This is a genomic window from Pseudomonas sp. CFBP 13719, assembly GCF_014842095.1.
Taxonomy (GTDB): Bacteria; Pseudomonadota; Gammaproteobacteria; order Pseudomonadales; family Pseudomonadaceae; genus Aquipseudomonas.
In genome coordinates this window covers 139,188-155,893 of the sequence record NZ_JACYVB010000004.1, presented here as the reverse complement: position 1 = coordinate 155,893, position 16,706 = coordinate 139,188, and the positions used below count along the sequence as shown (strand labels likewise).

The 16,706-nt window shown below is 63.0% G+C and carries 19 protein-coding genes and 1 pseudogene; 16 read left to right on the top strand and 4 right to left on the bottom strand.

Going from position 1 to position 16,706, the window contains the following annotated elements; translation table 11 throughout:
- The first annotated feature begins 36 nt into the window (after positions 1 to 36).
- From argS to IFT57_RS15340, 5 genes are all read left to right on the top strand, one after another.
- Positions 37 to 1,773, top strand: a complete 1,737-nt coding sequence (gene argS / locus IFT57_RS15360; RefSeq protein WP_122714550.1) for an arginine--tRNA ligase — start codon at positions 37 to 39, stop codon at positions 1,771 to 1,773.
- Position 1,774: 1 nt separating this feature from the next.
- Complete coding sequence (locus IFT57_RS15355; RefSeq protein ID WP_122714549.1) at positions 1,775 to 2,464, top strand: SPOR domain-containing protein; 690 nt, start codon at positions 1,775 to 1,777, stop codon at positions 2,462 to 2,464.
- Between the two features lie 220 nt (positions 2,465 to 2,684).
- The gene (gene hslV / locus IFT57_RS15350; protein ID WP_043191380.1) at positions 2,685 to 3,215 is read left to right on the top strand and encodes an ATP-dependent protease subunit HslV; all 531 of its coding nucleotides are present in this window, start codon (positions 2,685 to 2,687) and stop codon (positions 3,213 to 3,215) included.
- Positions 3,216 to 3,302: 87 nt separating this feature from the next.
- Positions 3,303 to 4,640, top strand: a complete 1,338-nt coding sequence (gene hslU / locus IFT57_RS15345) for an ATP-dependent protease ATPase subunit HslU (RefSeq protein ID WP_122480452.1) — start codon at positions 3,303 to 3,305, stop codon at positions 4,638 to 4,640.
- Between the two features lie 132 nt (positions 4,641 to 4,772).
- Positions 4,773 to 5,150: a gamma-butyrobetaine hydroxylase-like domain-containing protein gene (locus IFT57_RS15340; RefSeq protein ID WP_192151944.1), complete on the top strand. Its 378-nt coding sequence runs from the start codon at positions 4,773 to 4,775 to the stop codon at positions 5,148 to 5,150.
- Here IFT57_RS15340 and IFT57_RS15335 read toward each other — a convergent pair.
- Complete coding sequence (locus IFT57_RS15335) at positions 5,147 to 5,425, bottom strand: polyhydroxyalkanoic acid system family protein (protein WP_043191383.1); 279 nt, start codon at positions 5,423 to 5,425, stop codon at positions 5,147 to 5,149. The genes IFT57_RS15340 and IFT57_RS15335 overlap by 4 nt on opposite strands.
- Before the next feature lie 129 nt (positions 5,426 to 5,554).
- Between IFT57_RS15335 and ubiE the strand changes: the two genes are divergently transcribed.
- The 11 genes and pseudogenes from ubiE to IFT57_RS27285 all read left to right on the top strand — a co-directional run bounded on the left by ubiE (position 5,555) and on the right by IFT57_RS27285 (position 13,635).
- Positions 5,555 to 6,325 carry a bifunctional demethylmenaquinone methyltransferase/2-methoxy-6-polyprenyl-1,4-benzoquinol methylase UbiE gene (ubiE, locus tag IFT57_RS15330; RefSeq protein WP_043191385.1) on the top strand — a complete coding sequence of 257 codons (771 nt, stop codon included), beginning with the start codon at positions 5,555 to 5,557 and terminating at the stop codon, positions 6,323 to 6,325.
- On the top strand, positions 6,325 to 6,948 hold the full coding sequence (locus IFT57_RS15325) for a ubiquinone biosynthesis accessory factor UbiJ (protein ID WP_192151943.1): 624 nt from the start codon (positions 6,325 to 6,327) through the stop codon (positions 6,946 to 6,948). The genes ubiE and IFT57_RS15325 overlap by 1 nt, the downstream gene beginning before the upstream one ends.
- Positions 6,945 to 8,552, top strand: a complete 1,608-nt coding sequence (gene ubiB, locus IFT57_RS15320; RefSeq protein WP_122480456.1) for a ubiquinone biosynthesis regulatory protein kinase UbiB — start codon at positions 6,945 to 6,947, stop codon at positions 8,550 to 8,552. The genes IFT57_RS15325 and ubiB overlap by 4 nt, the downstream gene beginning before the upstream one ends.
- Positions 8,553 to 8,604: 52 nt before the next feature.
- Positions 8,605 to 9,006, top strand: a complete 402-nt coding sequence (gene hisI, locus IFT57_RS15315; protein WP_122714546.1) for a phosphoribosyl-AMP cyclohydrolase — start codon at positions 8,605 to 8,607, stop codon at positions 9,004 to 9,006.
- The gene (locus IFT57_RS15310) at positions 8,999 to 9,334 is read left to right on the top strand and encodes a phosphoribosyl-ATP diphosphatase (RefSeq protein WP_122480666.1); all 336 of its coding nucleotides are present in this window, start codon (positions 8,999 to 9,001) and stop codon (positions 9,332 to 9,334) included. The genes hisI and IFT57_RS15310 overlap by 8 nt, the downstream gene beginning before the upstream one ends.
- 25 nt (positions 9,335 to 9,359) lie before the next feature.
- Entirely contained in the window at positions 9,360 to 9,620 is a 261-nt protein-coding gene (locus tag IFT57_RS15305) for a twin-arginine translocase TatA/TatE family subunit (RefSeq protein WP_049861753.1), read from the top strand.
- 3 nt (positions 9,621 to 9,623) lie between these two features.
- Positions 9,624 to 10,100, top strand: a complete 477-nt coding sequence (gene tatB / locus IFT57_RS15300) for a Sec-independent protein translocase protein TatB (RefSeq protein WP_192151942.1) — start codon at positions 9,624 to 9,626, stop codon at positions 10,098 to 10,100.
- The gene (gene tatC / locus IFT57_RS15295; RefSeq protein ID WP_122714544.1) at positions 10,097 to 10,885 is read left to right on the top strand and encodes a twin-arginine translocase subunit TatC; all 789 of its coding nucleotides are present in this window, start codon (positions 10,097 to 10,099) and stop codon (positions 10,883 to 10,885) included. The genes tatB and tatC overlap by 4 nt, the downstream gene beginning before the upstream one ends.
- Positions 10,882 to 11,589: a 16S rRNA (uracil(1498)-N(3))-methyltransferase gene (locus IFT57_RS15290; RefSeq protein WP_192151941.1), complete on the top strand. Its 708-nt coding sequence runs from the start codon at positions 10,882 to 10,884 to the stop codon at positions 11,587 to 11,589. Before tatC ends, IFT57_RS15290 begins: the two co-directional genes overlap by 4 nt.
- A gap of 129 nt (positions 11,590 to 11,718) precedes the next feature.
- Positions 11,719 to 12,780, top strand: a pseudogene (locus IFT57_RS27290) (methyl-accepting chemotaxis protein); the annotation flags it as partial.
- Positions 12,772 to 13,635 carry a methyl-accepting chemotaxis protein gene (locus tag IFT57_RS27285; protein ID WP_446730824.1) on the top strand — a complete coding sequence of 288 codons (864 nt, stop codon included), beginning with the start codon at positions 12,772 to 12,774 and terminating at the stop codon, positions 13,633 to 13,635. The pseudogene IFT57_RS27290 and the gene IFT57_RS27285, both read left to right, overlap by 9 nt.
- Before the next feature lie 128 nt (positions 13,636 to 13,763).
- Here IFT57_RS27285 and IFT57_RS15280 read toward each other — a convergent pair whose 3' ends face one another.
- The 3 genes from IFT57_RS15280 to IFT57_RS15270 form a co-directional block, all read right to left on the bottom strand.
- Positions 13,764 to 14,498: an ATP-binding cassette domain-containing protein gene (locus IFT57_RS15280; RefSeq protein WP_192152068.1), complete on the bottom strand. Its 735-nt coding sequence runs from the start codon at positions 14,496 to 14,498 to the stop codon at positions 13,764 to 13,766.
- Entirely contained in the window at positions 14,491 to 15,453 is a 963-nt protein-coding gene (locus IFT57_RS15275) for an ABC transporter permease subunit (protein WP_122796587.1), read from the bottom strand. The genes IFT57_RS15280 and IFT57_RS15275 overlap by 8 nt, the downstream gene beginning before the upstream one ends.
- A 75-nt stretch (positions 15,454 to 15,528) precedes the next feature.
- A complete protein-coding gene (locus IFT57_RS15270; RefSeq protein WP_122480464.1) occupies positions 15,529 to 16,326 on the bottom strand; it encodes a transporter substrate-binding domain-containing protein in 798 nt (265 codons plus the stop codon).
- Positions 16,327 to 16,706 lie beyond the last annotated feature (380 nt).

Genomic DNA, 16,706 nt, shown 5'->3' with positions numbered 1-16,706 from the left:
CCAGCACCGCCGTACCTGCGGTCGACCGAGAACCCCATGAAAGACACCATTCGCCAGCTGATTCAACAAGCCCTGACCCACCTTGTCGCCGAAGGTGTGCTGCCAGAAGGTCTGACGCCGGCAATCCAGGTGGAAAACTCGCGCGACAAGAAGAACGGCGATTTCGCCAGCAACATCGCCATGATGCTGGCCAAGCCTGCCGGCATGAAGCCGCGCGACCTGGCAGAAAAGCTGATTGCCGCACTGCCGGCCGACGAGCAGGTGAGCAAGGTGGAAATCGCCGGCCCCGGCTTCCTCAATTTCTTCCAGAACAGTGCGGCCCTCGCCGCGCGCCTGGACGCCGCCCTGGCCGATGCCCGCATCGGCGTGCGCAAGGCCGGCCCCGCGCAGCGCGTGGTGGTCGATCTGTCTGCACCCAACCTGGCCAAGGAAATGCACGTAGGCCACCTGCGCTCGACCATCATTGGCGACGGCGTGGCCAATGTGCTGGAGTTTCTCGGCGACACCGTGATCCGCCAGAACCATGTCGGCGACTGGGGCACGCAGTTCGGCATGTTGCTGGCCTATCTCCAGGAAAAGCCCGCCACCAGCGACGAGCTGTCCGACCTCGAGAATTTCTACCGCGCGGCCAAGCAGCGCTTCGATGAATCCGAAGAGTTCGCCGAGCGTGCCCGCGGCCTCGTGGTGAAATTGCAGGCTGGCGATGCCGAATGCCTGGCCTTGTGGAAGCGCTTCAACGAAATTTCCCTGTCGCACTGCCAAAGCACCTACGAGCGCCTGAACGTCAAGCTGACGCCGGCCGACGTGATGGGCGAAAGCGCCTACAACGACGACCTCGCCAACGTGGTCGCGGACCTGCGCGCCAAGGGCCTGCTGGTGGAAAGCAACGGCGCGCAGTGCGTCTTCCTCGAAGAATTCAAGACGGCCGAAGGCACACCCCTGCCGGTGATCGTGCAGAAGGCCGGCGGCGGTTATCTGTACGCCACGACCGACCTGGCAGCGGTGCGCTATCGCAGCAACGTGCTCAAGGCCGACCGCGCGCTGTACTTCGTCGACCAGCGCCAGGCCCTGCACTTTCAGCAAGTGTTCGAGGTCGCGCGCCGTGCCGGCTTCATCACCAATGGCATGCAGCCGGAGCACATGGGTTTCGGCACCATGAACGGTGCCGACGGACGTCCGTTCAAGACCCGTGACGGTGGCACCGTGAAACTGGTCGACCTGCTCGATGAAGCCGAGCAACGCGCCTACACCCTGGTCAAGGAAAAGAACCCCGAAACCGCCGAGGCCGACCTGCGCGTGATCGCCCGAGCCGTGGGCATCGGGGCGGTGAAATATGCCGACCTGTCCAAGCACCGCACCAGCGACTACAGCTTCAACTTCGACCTGATGCTCAATTTCGAAGGCAACACCGCGCCCTACCTGCTCTACGCCTATACCCGCGTGGCCGGTGTGTTCCGCAAGCTGGGCAAGAACTTCGCGGACGTCGAAGGGCAGATCGTGCTGGAAGCCGAGCACGAGAAGGAACTGGCTGCCAAGCTGGCGCAGTTCACCGAAGTACTGAACAACGTCGGCGAGAAAGGCACGCCCCATGTGCTGTGCACTTACCTGTACGATGTGGCCGGGCTGTTCTCCAGCTTCTACGAGAACTGCCCGATTCTGGCGGCCGAACACCCCGCTCAGCAACACAGCCGCCTGCGCCTGGCGGCGCTGACCGGTCGCACCCTCAAGCAAGGATTGGCTCTGTTGGGCCTGGAAACACTGGAGCGTATGTAAGTTGGCTGCCAAGAAAAAACCCGCACCCAAACGTGGCGCCAGCCGCAATTCCGCACCTGCCAAGAAGCCCATACCAGGCTGGCTGTGGCTGGCCATCGGCCTGAGCGTAGGCGCCTTCGTGGTGTTCCTGATGAAGCTCGAGCCAGGCAACAGCGACGTCAAGCGCGTCAAGGCCGAGCAGGCGAAGGCGGAAAAGATCGCAGAAGCGAACAAGACGCCGCCCAGCCCGCAGGCCCCGGTCAAGCCCAAGTACGACTTCTATACGCTGCTGCCGGAATCCGAGGTGATCGTGCCACCCGAAGCGGTGCCCGAGAAAACCCCACCGATTCCGGCCCAGGCGCCGGTAACCCCGGCCGAGGCAGCCAAGATCGATACTGCCCGGGCTCAGGCCGCGCTCAGTGGCGCGACCCCACCACCGGCGCCGCCGGTGATCAAGCCTGCCGCAACCACGCAGTTCTACCTGCAGGCCGGTTCGTTCCGCAAGCAGGCGGACGCCGACCGCGTGCGGGCGCAGATCATTCTGCTGGGGCAGTCGGTGAACGTGGAGTCCGGGACGGTCAAGGAAGACACCTGGTACCGGGTACTGGTAGGTCCGTTCAGCAACCGCGAGCAGCTGACCGTGGCGCAGAAACAGCTGGCAGGCAGTGGCTTTAGTAACCTGCTGTTGCAGCAAAGGCAGATCCGGCAGTAAGCCGCGGTGCGCCCTTCGCGGCCGCTGACCGCTCCCACAGGGCATTTGCGTCCCTTGTGGGAGTGGTCAGCGGCCGCGAACAGCCTCACGCGAACCTACTGACACCGCGCCCGCCTGTTCCCACCACCCCACACAACCGGCAAAGGTTGAAATCTCCTCACCCACCCCCATATTCGTTTCCATCAGGGCATTTTCGCCCCGCTGCGTGGAGACTCTCCCCTTGACCACCATCGTTTCAGTCCGCCGTCATGGCAAAGTCGTCATGGGCGGCGACGGCCAGGTTTCTCTCGGCAATACCGTGATGAAAGGCAACGCCAAGAAAGTCCGTCGCCTGTACCACGGCCAGGTCATCGCCGGCTTTGCCGGTGCCACCGCCGACGCCTTTACGCTCTTTGAGCGTTTCGAAGGCCAGTTGGAGAAACATCAGGGCCATCTGGTCCGTGCCGCCGTGGAACTGGCCAAGGAATGGCGCACCGACCGCTCGCTCAGCCGTCTCGAGGCGATGCTGGCGGTGGCCAACAAGGACGCTTCCTTGATCATCACCGGCAACGGTGATGTGGTCGAGCCCGAAGACGGCCTGATCGCCATGGGCTCCGGCGGCGCGTTCGCGCAGGCCGCAGCCAGTGCGCTGCTGAAGAAGACCGAGCTGGGCGCACGGGAAATCGTCGAGACCGCCCTGGGCATCGCTGGCGACATCTGCGTGTTCACCAATCACAACATGACCATCGAGGAGCAGGATCTCGCCGAGTGATCAGACGGTTGCGAGGCCAGGCCTGCACGCAATGCGTCGCAAGCCTTCACTCCTTCCCTGCCTGAACCTCCGAGTCCGGAACACACCATGTCCATGACCCCCCGCGAAATCGTCCACGAACTCAATCGCCACATCATCGGCCAGGACGATGCCAAGCGCGCTGTCGCCATTGCCCTGCGCAACCGCTGGCGGCGCATGCAGCTGCCCGAAGAACTGCGCGTCGAAGTGACGCCCAAGAACATCCTGATGATCGGCCCTACCGGCGTCGGCAAGACCGAAATCGCGCGTCGTCTGGCCAAGCTCGCCAATGCACCGTTCATCAAGGTCGAAGCGACCAAGTTCACCGAAGTCGGCTATGTCGGCCGCGATGTCGAGTCGATCATCCGCGACCTGGCCGATGCGGCCATCAAGCTGCTGCGCGAGCAGGAAATGGTCAAGGTTCGCCACCGCGCCGAGGATGCGGCCGAAGAGCGCATTCTCGATGCGCTGTTGCCCGCCGCCCGTGCAGGCTTCAACGAAGAGCCGGTGAGCAACGATTCCAATACCCGTCAGCTGTTCCGCAAGCGCCTGCGCGAAGGCCAGCTGGACGACAAGGAAGTCGAGATCGAGGTGGCCGAGCAGATGGGTGGCGTAGACATCTCCGCCCCGCCTGGCATGGAAGAAATGACCAACCAGCTGCAGAGCCTGTTCGCCAACATGGGCAAGGGCAAGAAGAAGAGCCGCAAGCTCAAGGTCAAGGACGCGCTGAAAATGGTCCGCGACGAAGAGGCCGGTCGCCTGGTCAACGAGGAAGAGCTCAAGGCCAAGGCACTGGAAGCGGTCGAGCAGCACGGTATCGTCTTCATCGACGAGATCGACAAGGTCGCCAAGCGCGGCAACGTCGGCGGTGCCGACGTGTCTCGCGAAGGCGTACAGCGCGACCTGCTGCCGCTGATCGAAGGCTGCACGGTCAACACCAAGCTGGGCATGGTCAAGACCGACCATATCCTGTTCATTGCCTCGGGTGCGTTCCACCTGAGCAAGCCGAGCGATCTGGTTCCCGAATTGCAGGGTCGTCTGCCGATCCGCGTTGAACTCAAGGCGTTGAGCCCGCAGGACTTCGAGCGCATCCTCAGCGAGCCACATGCATCGCTGACCGAGCAGTATCGCGAGTTGTTGAAGACCGAAGGCTTGAACATCGAGTTCGTGCCCGAAGGGATCAAGCGTTTGGCCGAGATCGCCTGGCAGGTCAACGAGAAGACCGAGAACATCGGTGCGCGCCGTCTGCACACGCTGCTCGAGCGGTTGCTGGAGGAAGTCTCGTTCAGCGCCGGTGACATGGCTGCTGCGCACAGCGAGGCACCGATTCAGATCGACGCCGAGTACGTGAACAGCCATCTGGGTGAGCTGGCGCAGAACGAAGACCTGTCGCGCTACATCCTGTAAGACGGCCCGTCATGCCGCGGCACGCTGTTCGCGGCCGCTGACCGCTCCCACAGTCGATCGCCTTTCTGGATCCAGACATGTGGGAGCGGTGCGTGGCTGCGAAACGGACACCGCAAGACTTCGAGACCCATCATGACCAGAATCCCCAGCGCCATCAATCTGCACAAGGCCTCCAAGACCTTGAGCCTGACGTATGGCCCCGACGAGGTGTTCCACCTGCCCGCCGAGTTCCTGCGCGTGCACTCGCCGTCCGCCGAGGTCCAAGGCCACGGCAAGCCGATTCTGCAGGTGGGGAAACTAGGGGTCGGTCTGATCAAGGTAGAAGCGGCTGGCCAGTACGCTCTGAAGCTGACTTTCGACGACGGCCATGACAGCGGCCTGTTCACCTGGGACTACCTGTACCAGTTGGCGCTGCGCCAGGAGCAGCTCTGGACCGACTACCTGGAACAGTTGCGTGCCGCCGGCAAATCCCGCGACCCCGCCGAATCCGTGGTGAGGTTGATGCTCTAGGCCGCCAGGGCCTTGTCCAGGGCCTTTTCGATCTCGCTCTGGATGGTGCCGCTCATCATCGCCAGCATCATGCCCAGCTTGAGATCGATTCGAATCGCTTCGTCGTCGATCTGCACGGTGCCCTGTGCACCGCTGCGCTTGACCGCCACCGTGTCGCCTTGCCAGGTAGCCTGCACGTCATAGCGGTCGATCAGTTTCTGTACCACCACTTCAGCTTTCTGCCGCGCCGCGTCGCGGCCCAGATTGTGTTTGCGTTCGACGTTGATCTGGGTCATCGGAGATTCCAACAAGTGAGGGTTCAATGGCGCACAGTTTAACCCGGTTGCCCCGGCAATCCATCGCGCCAAGACAAAGCGCCCTTGTGCGGCTTAGAATGGTGCGTAATTTTTCCTGGTGACAGCGATATGAATGATCAGCGCAAAGGCGGCGATGCCGAACCCACCACTCACTTCGGCTACAAGCACGTACCGGAAAGCCAGAAGGCCGAAAAGGTCGCCGAGGTGTTCCACTCGGTAGCGGCCAAGTACGACTTGATGAACGACGTGCTGTCCGGCGGCATGCATCGGCTGTGGAAGCGCTTCACCATCGAGCTCTCGGGCGTGCGCGTGGGCAACCGGGTGCTCGACATCGCCGGCGGCACGGGCGATCTGGCACGCAAGTTCTCCGATCTGGTAGGGCCTACCGGCCAGGTGGTACTCGCCGACATCAACGCCTCGATGCTCAAGGTCGGTCGCGACCGGCTGCTCGACCGCGGCGTGGCCGGCAACATCGAATTCGTCCAGGCCGATGCGGAAAAGCTGCCGTTCCCCGACAATCACTTCGATTGCGTGACCATCGCCTTCGGCCTGCGCAACGTCACCCACAAGGAAGCGGCCATCGCTTCCATGCTGCGCGTGCTCAAGCCAGGTGGACGCTTGCTGGTGCTGGAGTTTTCCAAGCCTACCAACAAGCTGATGTCCAAGGTCTACGACGCCTATTCATTCGCGTTCATGCCGCTGGCCGGCAAGCTGATCACCAACGATTCGGAAAGCTACCGTTACCTGGCCGAATCGATCCGCATGCACCCCGATCAGGAAACCCTCAAGGCCATGATGGTGCAGGCTGGTTTCGACCGCGTCACGTACCACAACATGACCAGCGGCATCGTCGCGCTGCACCGCGGGATCAAGCCCTGATGCTGCTCGGCGGCCTGATCGCCAGTGTCGAACATGGTCTGAACCGTGTGCTGCGCCTGGACGCCACCGCGTTGCCGCGCCTGGCACACCTGCATGGCAAGGTGATTGCCATCCAGGGCCGCCAGCCTTCGTTTACCGTGTACATGCTGCCCAGTGCCAATGGCCTGATGCTGGCCCAGCAGTGGGCCACGCCGCCCGACTGCACATTGCGCGCGCCGGCTGCCAGCCTGGTGCAACTGGCACTGCGCAAGGACAAGACCGCGGTGCTGCACAGCCCGCAGGTCGATCTGGACGGCGACAGCGCCGCGCTGCTGGACCTGGTCAAGGTGCTTCAGGACCTTGAACTGGACTGGGAATACGAAGTCTCACGCTGGCTGGGTCCGGTGCCCACCGCCTTGTTGGCCGGGCATTTGCGCAGCCGCACGGGCTGGACCCGTCAGAGCCTGGCCACGGCGACGCAGAACCTGGGCGAATACCTGGCCGAGGAAGCGCGTACATTGGTGGGCGAGCAGGAAGCCCAGGCCCGTTTCAGTGAGCTGGATGCTTTGAAAGTCGACGTCGAACGCCTCGAGGCGCGTATTGAGCGCCTTGCCCGATCCCACAATTCCAGCGATAACGCATGAAGCTGCTTGCCGTCCGCCGTCTGTTGCGCATCCAGCGCGTCATCATTCGTTACCGCCTCGATGACCTGATGTTCGCCCTGCCACTGCCGTGGTGGCTGAAAATCACCCGTTTCGCCATGCCATGGCGCTGGCTGCCGCGCAGCCGCCAGGAACTCAACCGTGGCGCGCGCCTGCGCCTGGCCTTGCAGGACCTGGGGCCGATCTTCATCAAGTTCGGGCAGATCCTGTCCACCCGCCGCGACCTGCTGCCCGAGGACATCGCCGATGAGCTGATGCTGCTGCAGGACCGGGTGCCGCCGTTCGACCCCAAGCAGGCCATGGCCCTCATCGAGCAGCAACTGGGGGCGAAGATCACCGATGTGTTCAGTCGCTTCGATGTCGAGCCACTGGCGTCGGCCTCGGTCGCACAGGTCCACGCTGCGCGGCTCAAGACCGGCGAAGAAGTGGTGGTCAAGGTCGTTCGCCCGGGGCTCAAGTCGGTCATCAGCCAGGATCTGGCCTGGCTGTTCCTGCTCGCCCGCCAGGCCGAGCGGCTGTCCGCCGACGCGCGCCTGCTGCACCCGGTCGACGTGGTCGCCGACTACGAACGCACCATCTACGACGAACTCGACCTGCTGCGCGAGGCGGCCAACTCCAGCCAGCTGCGGCGCAATTTCGAGGATTCCGACCTGCTCTACGTGCCCCAGGTCTACTGGGACTGGTGCCGGCCGAAGGTCTTGGTGATGGAGCGCATCTACGGCGTGCAGGTCACCGACATGGCTGCCCTGGCCGACCAGCGTACCGACATGAAGCTGCTGGCCGAGCGCGGCGTCGAGATCTTCTTCACCCAGGTGTTTCGCGACAGTTTCTTCCATGCCGACATGCACCCCGGCAATATCTTCGTCAGCACCGTGGCACCGTGGAGCCCGCGCTATATCGCCATCGACTGCGGCATCGTCGGCAGCCTGACCCCTGAAGACCAGGATTACCTGGCGCGCAACCTGTTTGCCTTCTTCAAACGCGACTACCGCCGTGTGGCGCAACTGCACATCGATTCGGGCTGGGTACCGGCCGAGACCAAGCTCAACGAATTCGAAGCGGCGATCCGCACCGTCTGCGAGCCGATCTTCGAGAAGCCACTCAAGGACATCTCCTTCGGCCAGGTGCTGATGCGCCTGTTCCAGACCGCGCGACGCTTCAACATGGAAGTGCAGCCACAGCTGGTCCTGCTGCAGAAGACCTTGCTCAACATCGAAGGCCTGGGTCGCCAGCTGTACCCGGACCTCGACCTGTGGAGCACCGCCCAGCCGTTCCTCGAACGCTGGATGCGCCAGCGGGTCAGCCCGAAATCTTTGTTTCAGAATGTTCAATCGCAGGTCGAGCAATTGCCTCACCTGGCCAACATGACCCGCGATCTGCTCGAACGAATGTCTCAGCCCCATCGCAAGGATCCACCGCCGCCCTGGGAGCAACGCCACGATCGCTGGGCCCTGCGGCTGCTCGGCGGCGCCTTGCTGGTGGGTGGAACGGTCACCGCCGTCTCCGGCATAGCCCTGGACAGCGTCCAGGCATGGCCTGCCTGGTTGATGCTGGCATCGGGCTTGTACCTGGTCGTGCGCCGATAGCCAGTCGCGCCATCGGCTGGCACACTAGCCCTCTCTGTTGTCGGAGTTGCACATGAAAGACTGGCTGGACGAGATCAAATGGGACCGCGACGGCCTGGTGCCGGCGATTGCCCAGGATCACCACACCGGGCGCATCCTCATGATGGCCTGGATGAACCGCGAGGCACTGGCATTGACCGCTGCCGAAAACCGGGCCATCTACTGGTCCCGGTCGCGTGGCAAGCTGTGGCGCAAGGGCGAGGAATCCGGCCACGTGCAGAAACTGCACGAGCTGCGCTTGGACTGCGATGCCGACGTGGTCGTGCTCAGCGTCGAGCAACTCGGTGACATCGCCTGTCACACTGGCCGCCAAAGCTGCTTCTACCGGGTCTTCGAGAACGGCCAATGGACCGTCGTCGACCCCGTCCTGAAAGATCCCGCTGCCATCTATTCCGCAGGCCATGGCCATGAATGACACTCTGGACCGCGTCGCTGCGGTGCTCGAAGAACGCAAGGGCGCAAGCGCCGACAGCTCGTATGTCGCCAGCCTGTACGCCAAGGGATTGAACAAGATTCTGGAAAAGCTCGGCGAAGAATCGATCGAGACCATCATTGCCGCCAAGGATGCCGCCCACAGCGGCGACTGCAGCGATGTTATCTACGAAACCGCCGATCTGTGGTTCCATAGCCTGGTCATGCTTGCACAACTGGGCCAACACCCACAGGCTGTACTCGATGAACTGGATCGCCGATTCGGCCTGTCCGGTCACGATGAAAAAGCCGCCCGCCTGCCGTCAGCCTGAAATGTCTTTTTGGAGGAGTTGAATCATGGGTCTGTTTGATTGGAAACACTGGATCGTCATCCTGATTGTCGTGGTACTGGTCTTCGGCACCAAGAAACTCAAGAACCTGGGCACCGACGTCGGTGAATCGATCAAGGGCTTTCGCAAGGCCATGAACGACGATGACAAACCCGCTGCCGAGCAGCCGACGCAGCCGGTGCACCCGCAGGCCAGCTCGCCGCTGACTCCGCCGCATACCCTCGACGGCCAGCATCAGAAAGTCGAAGAACCCATCAGGAAAGACTGATCAATGTTCGGTATCAGCTTCAGCGAACTCATGCTCGTGGGCCTCATCGCCCTGTTGGTGCTGGGCCCTGAGCGACTGCCCGGTGCCGCGCGCACCGCAGGGCTGTGGATCGGGCGCCTGAAACGCAGCTTCAACGCGATCAAGACCGAAGTGGAACGCGAGATAGGCGCCGACGAAATCCGTCGTCAACTGCACAACGAGCACGTGCTTTCGCTCGAGGAGCAGGCGCGCAAGATCCTCGATCCGCAGCGCACTGCGCGTCCGAGCGAGCCGCCCGCACCGCTGGCCGATCCGATTCCGCCTGGCGCCCAGGCGCAGCCGGTGCTTGACCGCGATGCGGTCAGCGCTGATGTGTCGCCTGTTACCGTGGCCACTGCAGCGCCAACACCGGCGGTGGTCGATCGTGACACGAGCGGCGCTCAGGCTGTTGCCATACCCGTATCCTCCAATGAACCTACACAGCCACCGCGGGCCCCATGAGCGAAATTCCGGAAAACGACCAGCCCATGCCGCTGGTCTCGCACCTGACCGAATTACGCACGCGCCTGCTGCGTTGCGTTGCCGTGATATTCCTGGTCTTCGCCGGGCTGTTTTCGTTTGCCCAACAGATCTACACCCTGGTGTCGGCGCCGCTGCGCGAGTACCTGCCTGAAGGCGCAACGATGATCGCCACCGACGTGGCCTCGCCGTTTCTCACGCCATTCAAGCTGACCATGATGGTCTCGCTGTTCCTGGCCGTGCCGATCATCCTGCATCAGGTCTGGGGCTTCATCGCGCCGGGCCTGTACAAGCACGAGAAACGCATTGCCATACCGCTGCTGGTGTCGAGCATCTTCCTGTTCTATGCCGGGATGGCCTTTGCCTACTTTCTGGTGTTCCCGCTGGTCTTCAAGTTCTTCGCCAGTGCCACGCCCGTGGGCGTGACCATGGCCACTGACATCGCCAGTTACCTTGATTTCGTCATGACGCTGTTCTTCGCCTTCGGCGTGGCGTTCGAGATTCCGGTGGCCGTGGTACTGCTGGTGTGGATCGGCGTCGTCGACGTCAAGTACCTGCGCAAGATCCGTCCGTACGTGATCATCGGCTGCTTCGTGGTTGGCATGATTCTGACCCCGCCGGATATCTTCTCGCAGACACTGCTGGCCGTGCCGATGTGGTTGCTGTTCGAGATCGGCATCCTGTTCGGTGCCCTGATCCGCAAGCGCGGTGACGAACCCGCCGAAGACGATGACAGCAACGGCCAGCCGCCCGCGACCCAGGCATGAACCTGTTGCTGCTCGAAACGGCCGATTTCATCGCGCCGGACAAGGTGGTGCTGCGTGATCGGCGCTTTACCCACATGCAGGCCGTGCACCGGGTCGAACTGGGCGACAGCCTGCGGGTAGGCAAGGTCGATGGCTTGATGGGACGCGCGCAGGTCACGCGGTTGGAAGACCACGAGGCAGAACTCGCCGTGGTGCTCGACCTGCCCCCGCCGGCCAAACTGCCGCTGACCCTGATCCTCGCACTGCCACGCCCGAAAATGCTGCGCCGGGTGTTCCAGACCATTGCCACCATGGGCGTGGCCAAGGTGGTCCTGGTGAACAGTTATCGGGTCGAGAAGAGTTTCTGGCAAACCCCTTTTCTCGAGCCCGCCGCCATTCGCGAGCAGCTGATCCTGGGCCTGGAACAGGCACGTGATACGCAGCTCCCGGAAGTGCTGATCGAGAAGCGCTTCAAGCCCTTCGTCGAGGATCGCCTGCCTGCTCTGAGCGCCGGCACCCTGGGCCTTGTCGGGCATCCGGGCGACTACCCGCCCTGCCCGCGCCATCCGGAGCAGCCAGTGACCCTGGCCATCGGTCCGGAAGGCGGCTGGATTCCCTACGAGGTGGACCTGCTGAGCCTCGCAGGCTTGCAGCCCGTGCAGCTGGGCGAACGTATCCTGCGGGTGGAAACCGCCGTGGCGGTGCTGCTGGCGCGGCTGTTCTGACCCACCGTCGTCCAGGCTTGAAGATTCCCGGTGGGTTACATCATTTAGCCACTATCGAGTTTCGGCAGCACCCGCCGATGCCCCTGAACTGCCGACAATCATGATGTCGGCCTGTCAGGGAGCTTCATCATGTCCAACACCTTTGCCCGCTACCTGGGCAATCTGAGCGTCAACTTGAAACTGGGGATTGGTTTCGGTGTGGTGCTACTGCTTACTCTTTTGATTGCCGCCACGGGCTGGTCTGGCCTGACCCGCTTGATCGAGCGCGCCGACAAGATCACCAGCATTTCCATACTTGACGACCGCATGCGTGACCTGCGCATCGCCGCTCAGTCGTTCGAACTGCAGAAAGGCAGTTCCGGTGCCGACAATGTCACCCGTCTTCTCGACCAACTCGATACCGATCTTGCGGCCGCCCAGCACACTCTGGTGCAGGCCGAAGACATCGCGCTCGTCGAGCAGGAAATAGCCACGACCCAAGCCTATCGCCGGGAATTCGCCGCATCGCTGGCGTCGATCCAGGGTCGCGAGGCAGCCCGCAGCCAATTGGGCAGCACCGCCGACCGCGCCGTGGCCGAAGTCAATCAGGCGCAGGCAGCGCTGCTGAGCCAGGGCGAGCTGACGGCCTACAGCACCCTGGTGGAAACCAGCCGGCTGATCCAGCAGGCGCGCTTTCAAGTGCGTGGCTACACCTATAGCGCCAAGGACGAAGCACGCCAGCCGGCGCTGGCGGCCATCGACCAGGCCATCGCTTCGGTTGCCGCTGCAGGGGCCAGTGTCTCCGGCGAGTTCACCGGTCGGCTGCAACAGGCCGGCGAGTCCCTGCGGGCCTATCGCGCGGCGGTGGCGCAATTCAGCGAAAACCAGCAGGCCACAATGCAGAGCATCGACAAGATGACGGCATTGGGCACCACCCTGCTCGGGCTCAGCGACCGACTGGGCGACTCGCAGACGGCCAGGCGCGATGCCGACACGGCCCAGGCCAAAGCGTGGCTGGCCATTGCAGCGGCCTTGGCCACATTGCTCGGTATCGCGGCGGCATGGGCGATCACCGCGCAGATCGTCGGCCCGTTGCGGCAGACCCTGGCGAGTGTCGAACGCGTTGCTTCCGGAGACCTGCGGCAGTCGCCTGCCATCACCCGACGTGACGAACTGGGCCAGGTTCAACTGGCCCTGCAGCGCATGACCCTGAACCTGCGTGAACTGGTGGGTGGCATCAGCGAGGGTGTCACGCAGCTGGCCAGTGCCGCCGAGGAGCTTTCTGCGGTCACCGAGCAGACCAGCGCCGGCGTCAACGCGCAGAAAGTCGAAACCGATCAGGTGGCCACGGCCATGAATGAGATGGCGGCGACGGTGCAGGAAGTGGCGCGCAACGCCGAGGAAGCCTCGGAAGCTGCCGTGGCTGCCGATCAGCAGGCCCGTGAAGGTGATCGAGTGGTCAGCCAGGCCGTGGGCCAGATCGAGCGGCTGGCCGCCGAGGTGCTGCATTCCAGCGAAGCCATGAATCACTTGAAGCAGGAAAGCAGCAAGATCGGCGGCGTGCTTGATGTGATCAAGTCGGTGGCGCAGCAGACCAACCTGTTGGCTCTGAACGCGGCAATCGAGGCAGCCCGTGCCGGCGAGGCGGGTCGTGGATTTGCCGTGGTGGCCGATGAAGTGCGCAGCCTGGCCCAACGCACCCAGCAATCGACCGAAGAGATCCAATCGCTGATCGCTTCGCTGCAAACGGGTACCCATCAAGTTTCCAGCGCACTGGACAGTAGCCGCGCGATGACCGACAGCAGTGTGCAACTGGCTCGACGTGCCGGTGAGTCGTTGAGCGATATTACCCGTACCGTGTCGACGATCCAGGCGATGAACCAGCAGATCGCCGCCGCGGCGGAGCAACAGAGTGTAGTGGCCGAAGAGATCAACCGCAGCGTGCTCAACGTGCGCGACGTTTCCGAGCAGACATCGGCGGCGAGCGAGGAAACGGCGGCGTCAAGCATCGAGCTGGCGCGGCTGGGGACACATCTGCAGGGGCTGGTGGGTCAGTTCAAGGTCTGACCCTGGCTGGGTGAGCCTGAGGGCCTCTTCGCGGGCAGAGCCCCGCTCCCACAGGAGCCTGCAGCGATCTTGTGGGAGCGGGGCTCTGCCCGCGAAAGCGGTCTGCGGATCGGCGCAGGAACCTGGGGCTACAACACCTGCCGCAAAAACGCCTGTGCCCTTGGGTCCTTCGGTGCATCGAAGAACTCGGCCGGGGGCGCGTCTTCCAGCAAACGACCATGGTCGAAGAACAGCACGCGGTCCGCCACTTCACGGGCGAAGCCCATTTCATGGGTGACGCACACCATGGTCATGCCCTCTTCGGCCAGGGTCTTCATCACCTCCAGCACCTCACCGACCATCTCCGGGTCGAGTGCCGAAGTCGGTTCGTCGAACAGCATCACCTTGGGGTCCATGCACAGCGCCCGGGCAATGGCCACGCGCTGCTGCTGGCCACCGGAAAGCCGTGAAGGAAACGCATCGGCCTTCTCGCCGATGCCTACCTTGGCCAGCAACGCGCGTGCCTTGGCCTCGCGCTCGGCCTTGCCGCGCTTGCGCACCACTTTCTGCGCCAGGCACAGGTTTTCCAGCACGGTCATGTGCGGAAACAGGTTGAAGTGCTGGAACACCATGCCGACTTCGCGCCGATAGGCATTGATGTTGGTCTTGGGATCGTCGAGGCGCAGGCCATCGATACTCACCGAGCCTTCGTCGAACGCCTCCAGGCCATTGAGGCAACGCAGGAAGGTGGACTTGCCCGAGCCCGAGGGGCCCAGTACCACCAGTACCTCGCCCCTGGCCACCTGCGTGTTCACCTGATCGACCGCGCGCACCACCTGGCCACGGGTATTGAACACCTTCAACAGGTCGCGTACTTCAATCACTTTGCGCAAGCCTCCGCTCGAGCCGGCTGGCGAAATACGACAGCGGCAGATTGATGACCAGGTACAGGGCCGCCACGCAGAACCAGATCTCGAAGGTCGAGAACGACGTGGTGATGGCTTCGCGGCCGCTCTTGGTCAGCTCGGTAATGGCGATCACCGACACCAGCGACGTGTCCTTGACCAGGCTGATGAACTGCCCGGCCAGGGGTGGCAGAACACGTTTGAAAGCCTGCGGCAGGATAACGTGACGCATCGACTGTCCGGCATCCAGGCCAAGCGAGCGGGCGGCCTCGCCTTGCCCCTTGGCGATGGACTGCACGCCCGAGCGCACGATCTCGGCCACGTAGGCACCGGTGAACAGCGCCAGCGCCGCCACCCCGGCGAACTCGCGCGACAGATTGAGCACGGTACCGATGAAGAAATAGAAGATGAAAATCTGCACCAGCAGCGGCGTACCCCGCACCAGCTCGACATACACCGTCGACAGATGGCGCAAGGTGGGGTTGCTCGACAGCCGGCACAGCCCGGTCACCAGGCCCAGCAGCAGGCCGGCCACGCCGGACACCAGCGACAGCCACAGCGTGGTCCACAGCCCCCAGGCGATCGGTCCGGCAGTCCAGTGGCGCGTCACGCCGATCTGGTCGCCTTCGGAGACGTCATCGCCCTCTTCGAGCACGACACTGCCGCTGTCCACCAGCAACACCTGTTCGCCACCGTCTTCGTCGCGCAAGGTGACACGCGTCTGCCCACCCTGCTGAGCGATCCGCTCGACACTGCCATAACCTTCGGCGCGCTGCGGCTGCTCGGCCTGATAGACGAAATACTGCGGCACGCGATTCCAGTGCCACTCATAGGAAATGCGCGAGGTGGCAGCGTACAAGCTGAAAGCCAGGCCGATGAGCACCAGCGCGGTGAGCCCGTGCCAGGGCCATTGAGCTTTGTGGTGTTTGATCACAGGGGGTTCAATCCGCTAGAAGACCGCCGCGCGGGGCAAACCCGCGCGTCAGGGAGAGTCTGGCCAGAGGCGCAGTCATTGCATTTCGTCGAGCCAGTTCTTGCTCACGAACCACTTCTTGTGGATACGATCGTAGCTGCCGTCTTCACGGGCCTGGCGCAGGAAGTTGTTGATGAAGTTGAGGCTGTCGTAATCGCCCTTCTTCAGGCCGAACGCCAGAGGCTCGTAGGTAAAAGGCTCGTCGAGGTAGACCAGCTTGCCATTGCCGACCTTGTCCACCGCCACCACGTTGTAGGGCGAATCGTAGATGAACGCATCAGCCTTGCCGTTGACCACGTCGAGTACCGCTTCAGGCTCGTTGTCGTAGCCGTGGTACTGCGCCTTGGCGATCAACTTGCGCGCCACGAACTCGCCGGTCGTGCCGACCTTGGAGGTGATGCGGTAGTCCGGCGAGTTCAGGTCCTTGTAGGTCTTGACCTTGTCGGCCAATTCCTTGCGGATCAGCAGGGTCTGGCCGACGACGATGAACGGGTCGCTGAAGTTGATGCGCAGGTTGCGTTCCTGGGTGAGGGTCAGGCCGCTGCCGATCATGTCGAACTTGTCGGTCATGAGCGCTGGAATGATGCCATCCAGGCTGGTCGATACCAGCTCCAGCTTGACGCCCATGGACTTGGCCATGGCCTTGAGCAGGTCGACTTCGAAACCGATGATTTCGCCACGCTTGTTGGTCATTTCGAACGGCATGTAGGTCGGGTCCATGCCCACGCGCAAAGTGCCGCGCTTGACCGCTTCGTCGATAGCGCCCGCTTGCGCCGAGCCCACGACCGCCATGGCCATGACGCCGAGCAGCAGCCGCGACAGATACTTGTTCATCACCAATTCCCCTAGCCAACTTCGGGCACGACCAAGCCTGGGCGCACCATTTCGGGGTGCGATCCTAACTCAAACAGGGGGTTGAACAAAGTTTGGCGATGAAATGAGTGCCAGGTGGCACTGTTGGAGGGCATGGCGGATGAACCGTGGTGCGGCGTCCGCGGCCGCTGACCGCTCCTACAAGGGACTGCAGCATGCCTGTGGGTGCCAGGTGGCATTGTTGGGGGGCATAGCGGATGAACCGTGGTGCGGCGTTCGCGGCCGCTGACCGCTCCTACAAGGGACTGCAGCATGCCTGTGGGTGCCAGGTGGCACTGTTGGAGGGCATGGCGGATGAATCGTGGTGCAGCGTTCGCGGCCGCTGACCGCTCCTACAAGGG

Bases quoted from the DNA above. Each gene is read 5' to 3' on its own strand.
- hslU (WP_122480452.1), top strand. From the start codon at position 3,303: ATGTCCATGACCCCCCGCGAAATCGTCCACGAACTCAATCGCCACATC.
- tatB (WP_192151942.1), top strand. From the start codon at position 9,624: ATGTTCGGTATCAGCTTCAGCGAACTCATGCTCGTGGGCCTCATCGCC.
- IFT57_RS15325 (WP_192151943.1), top strand. From the start codon at position 6,325: ATGCTGCTCGGCGGCCTGATCGCCAGTGTCGAACATGGTCTGAACCGT.
- ubiE (WP_043191385.1), top strand. From the start codon at position 5,555: ATGAATGATCAGCGCAAAGGCGGCGATGCCGAACCCACCACTCACTTC.
- argS (WP_122714550.1), top strand. From the start codon at position 37: ATGAAAGACACCATTCGCCAGCTGATTCAACAAGCCCTGACCCACCTT.
- IFT57_RS15305 (WP_049861753.1), top strand. From the start codon at position 9,360: ATGGGTCTGTTTGATTGGAAACACTGGATCGTCATCCTGATTGTCGTG.
- IFT57_RS15290 (WP_192151941.1), top strand. From the start codon at position 10,882: ATGAACCTGTTGCTGCTCGAAACGGCCGATTTCATCGCGCCGGACAAG.
- ubiB (WP_122480456.1), top strand. From the start codon at position 6,945: ATGAAGCTGCTTGCCGTCCGCCGTCTGTTGCGCATCCAGCGCGTCATC.
- IFT57_RS27285 (WP_446730824.1), top strand. From the start codon at position 12,772: ATGACCCTGAACCTGCGTGAACTGGTGGGTGGCATCAGCGAGGGTGTC.
- IFT57_RS15335 (WP_043191383.1), bottom strand. From the start codon at position 5,425: ATGACCCAGATCAACGTCGAACGCAAACACAATCTGGGCCGCGACGCG.
- tatC (WP_122714544.1), top strand. From the start codon at position 10,097: ATGAGCGAAATTCCGGAAAACGACCAGCCCATGCCGCTGGTCTCGCAC.
- hisI (WP_122714546.1), top strand. From the start codon at position 8,605: ATGAAAGACTGGCTGGACGAGATCAAATGGGACCGCGACGGCCTGGTG.
- IFT57_RS15310 (WP_122480666.1), top strand. From the start codon at position 8,999: ATGAATGACACTCTGGACCGCGTCGCTGCGGTGCTCGAAGAACGCAAG.
- IFT57_RS15340 (WP_192151944.1), top strand. From the start codon at position 4,773: ATGACCAGAATCCCCAGCGCCATCAATCTGCACAAGGCCTCCAAGACC.
- IFT57_RS15270 (WP_122480464.1), bottom strand. From the start codon at position 16,326: ATGAACAAGTATCTGTCGCGGCTGCTGCTCGGCGTCATGGCCATGGCG.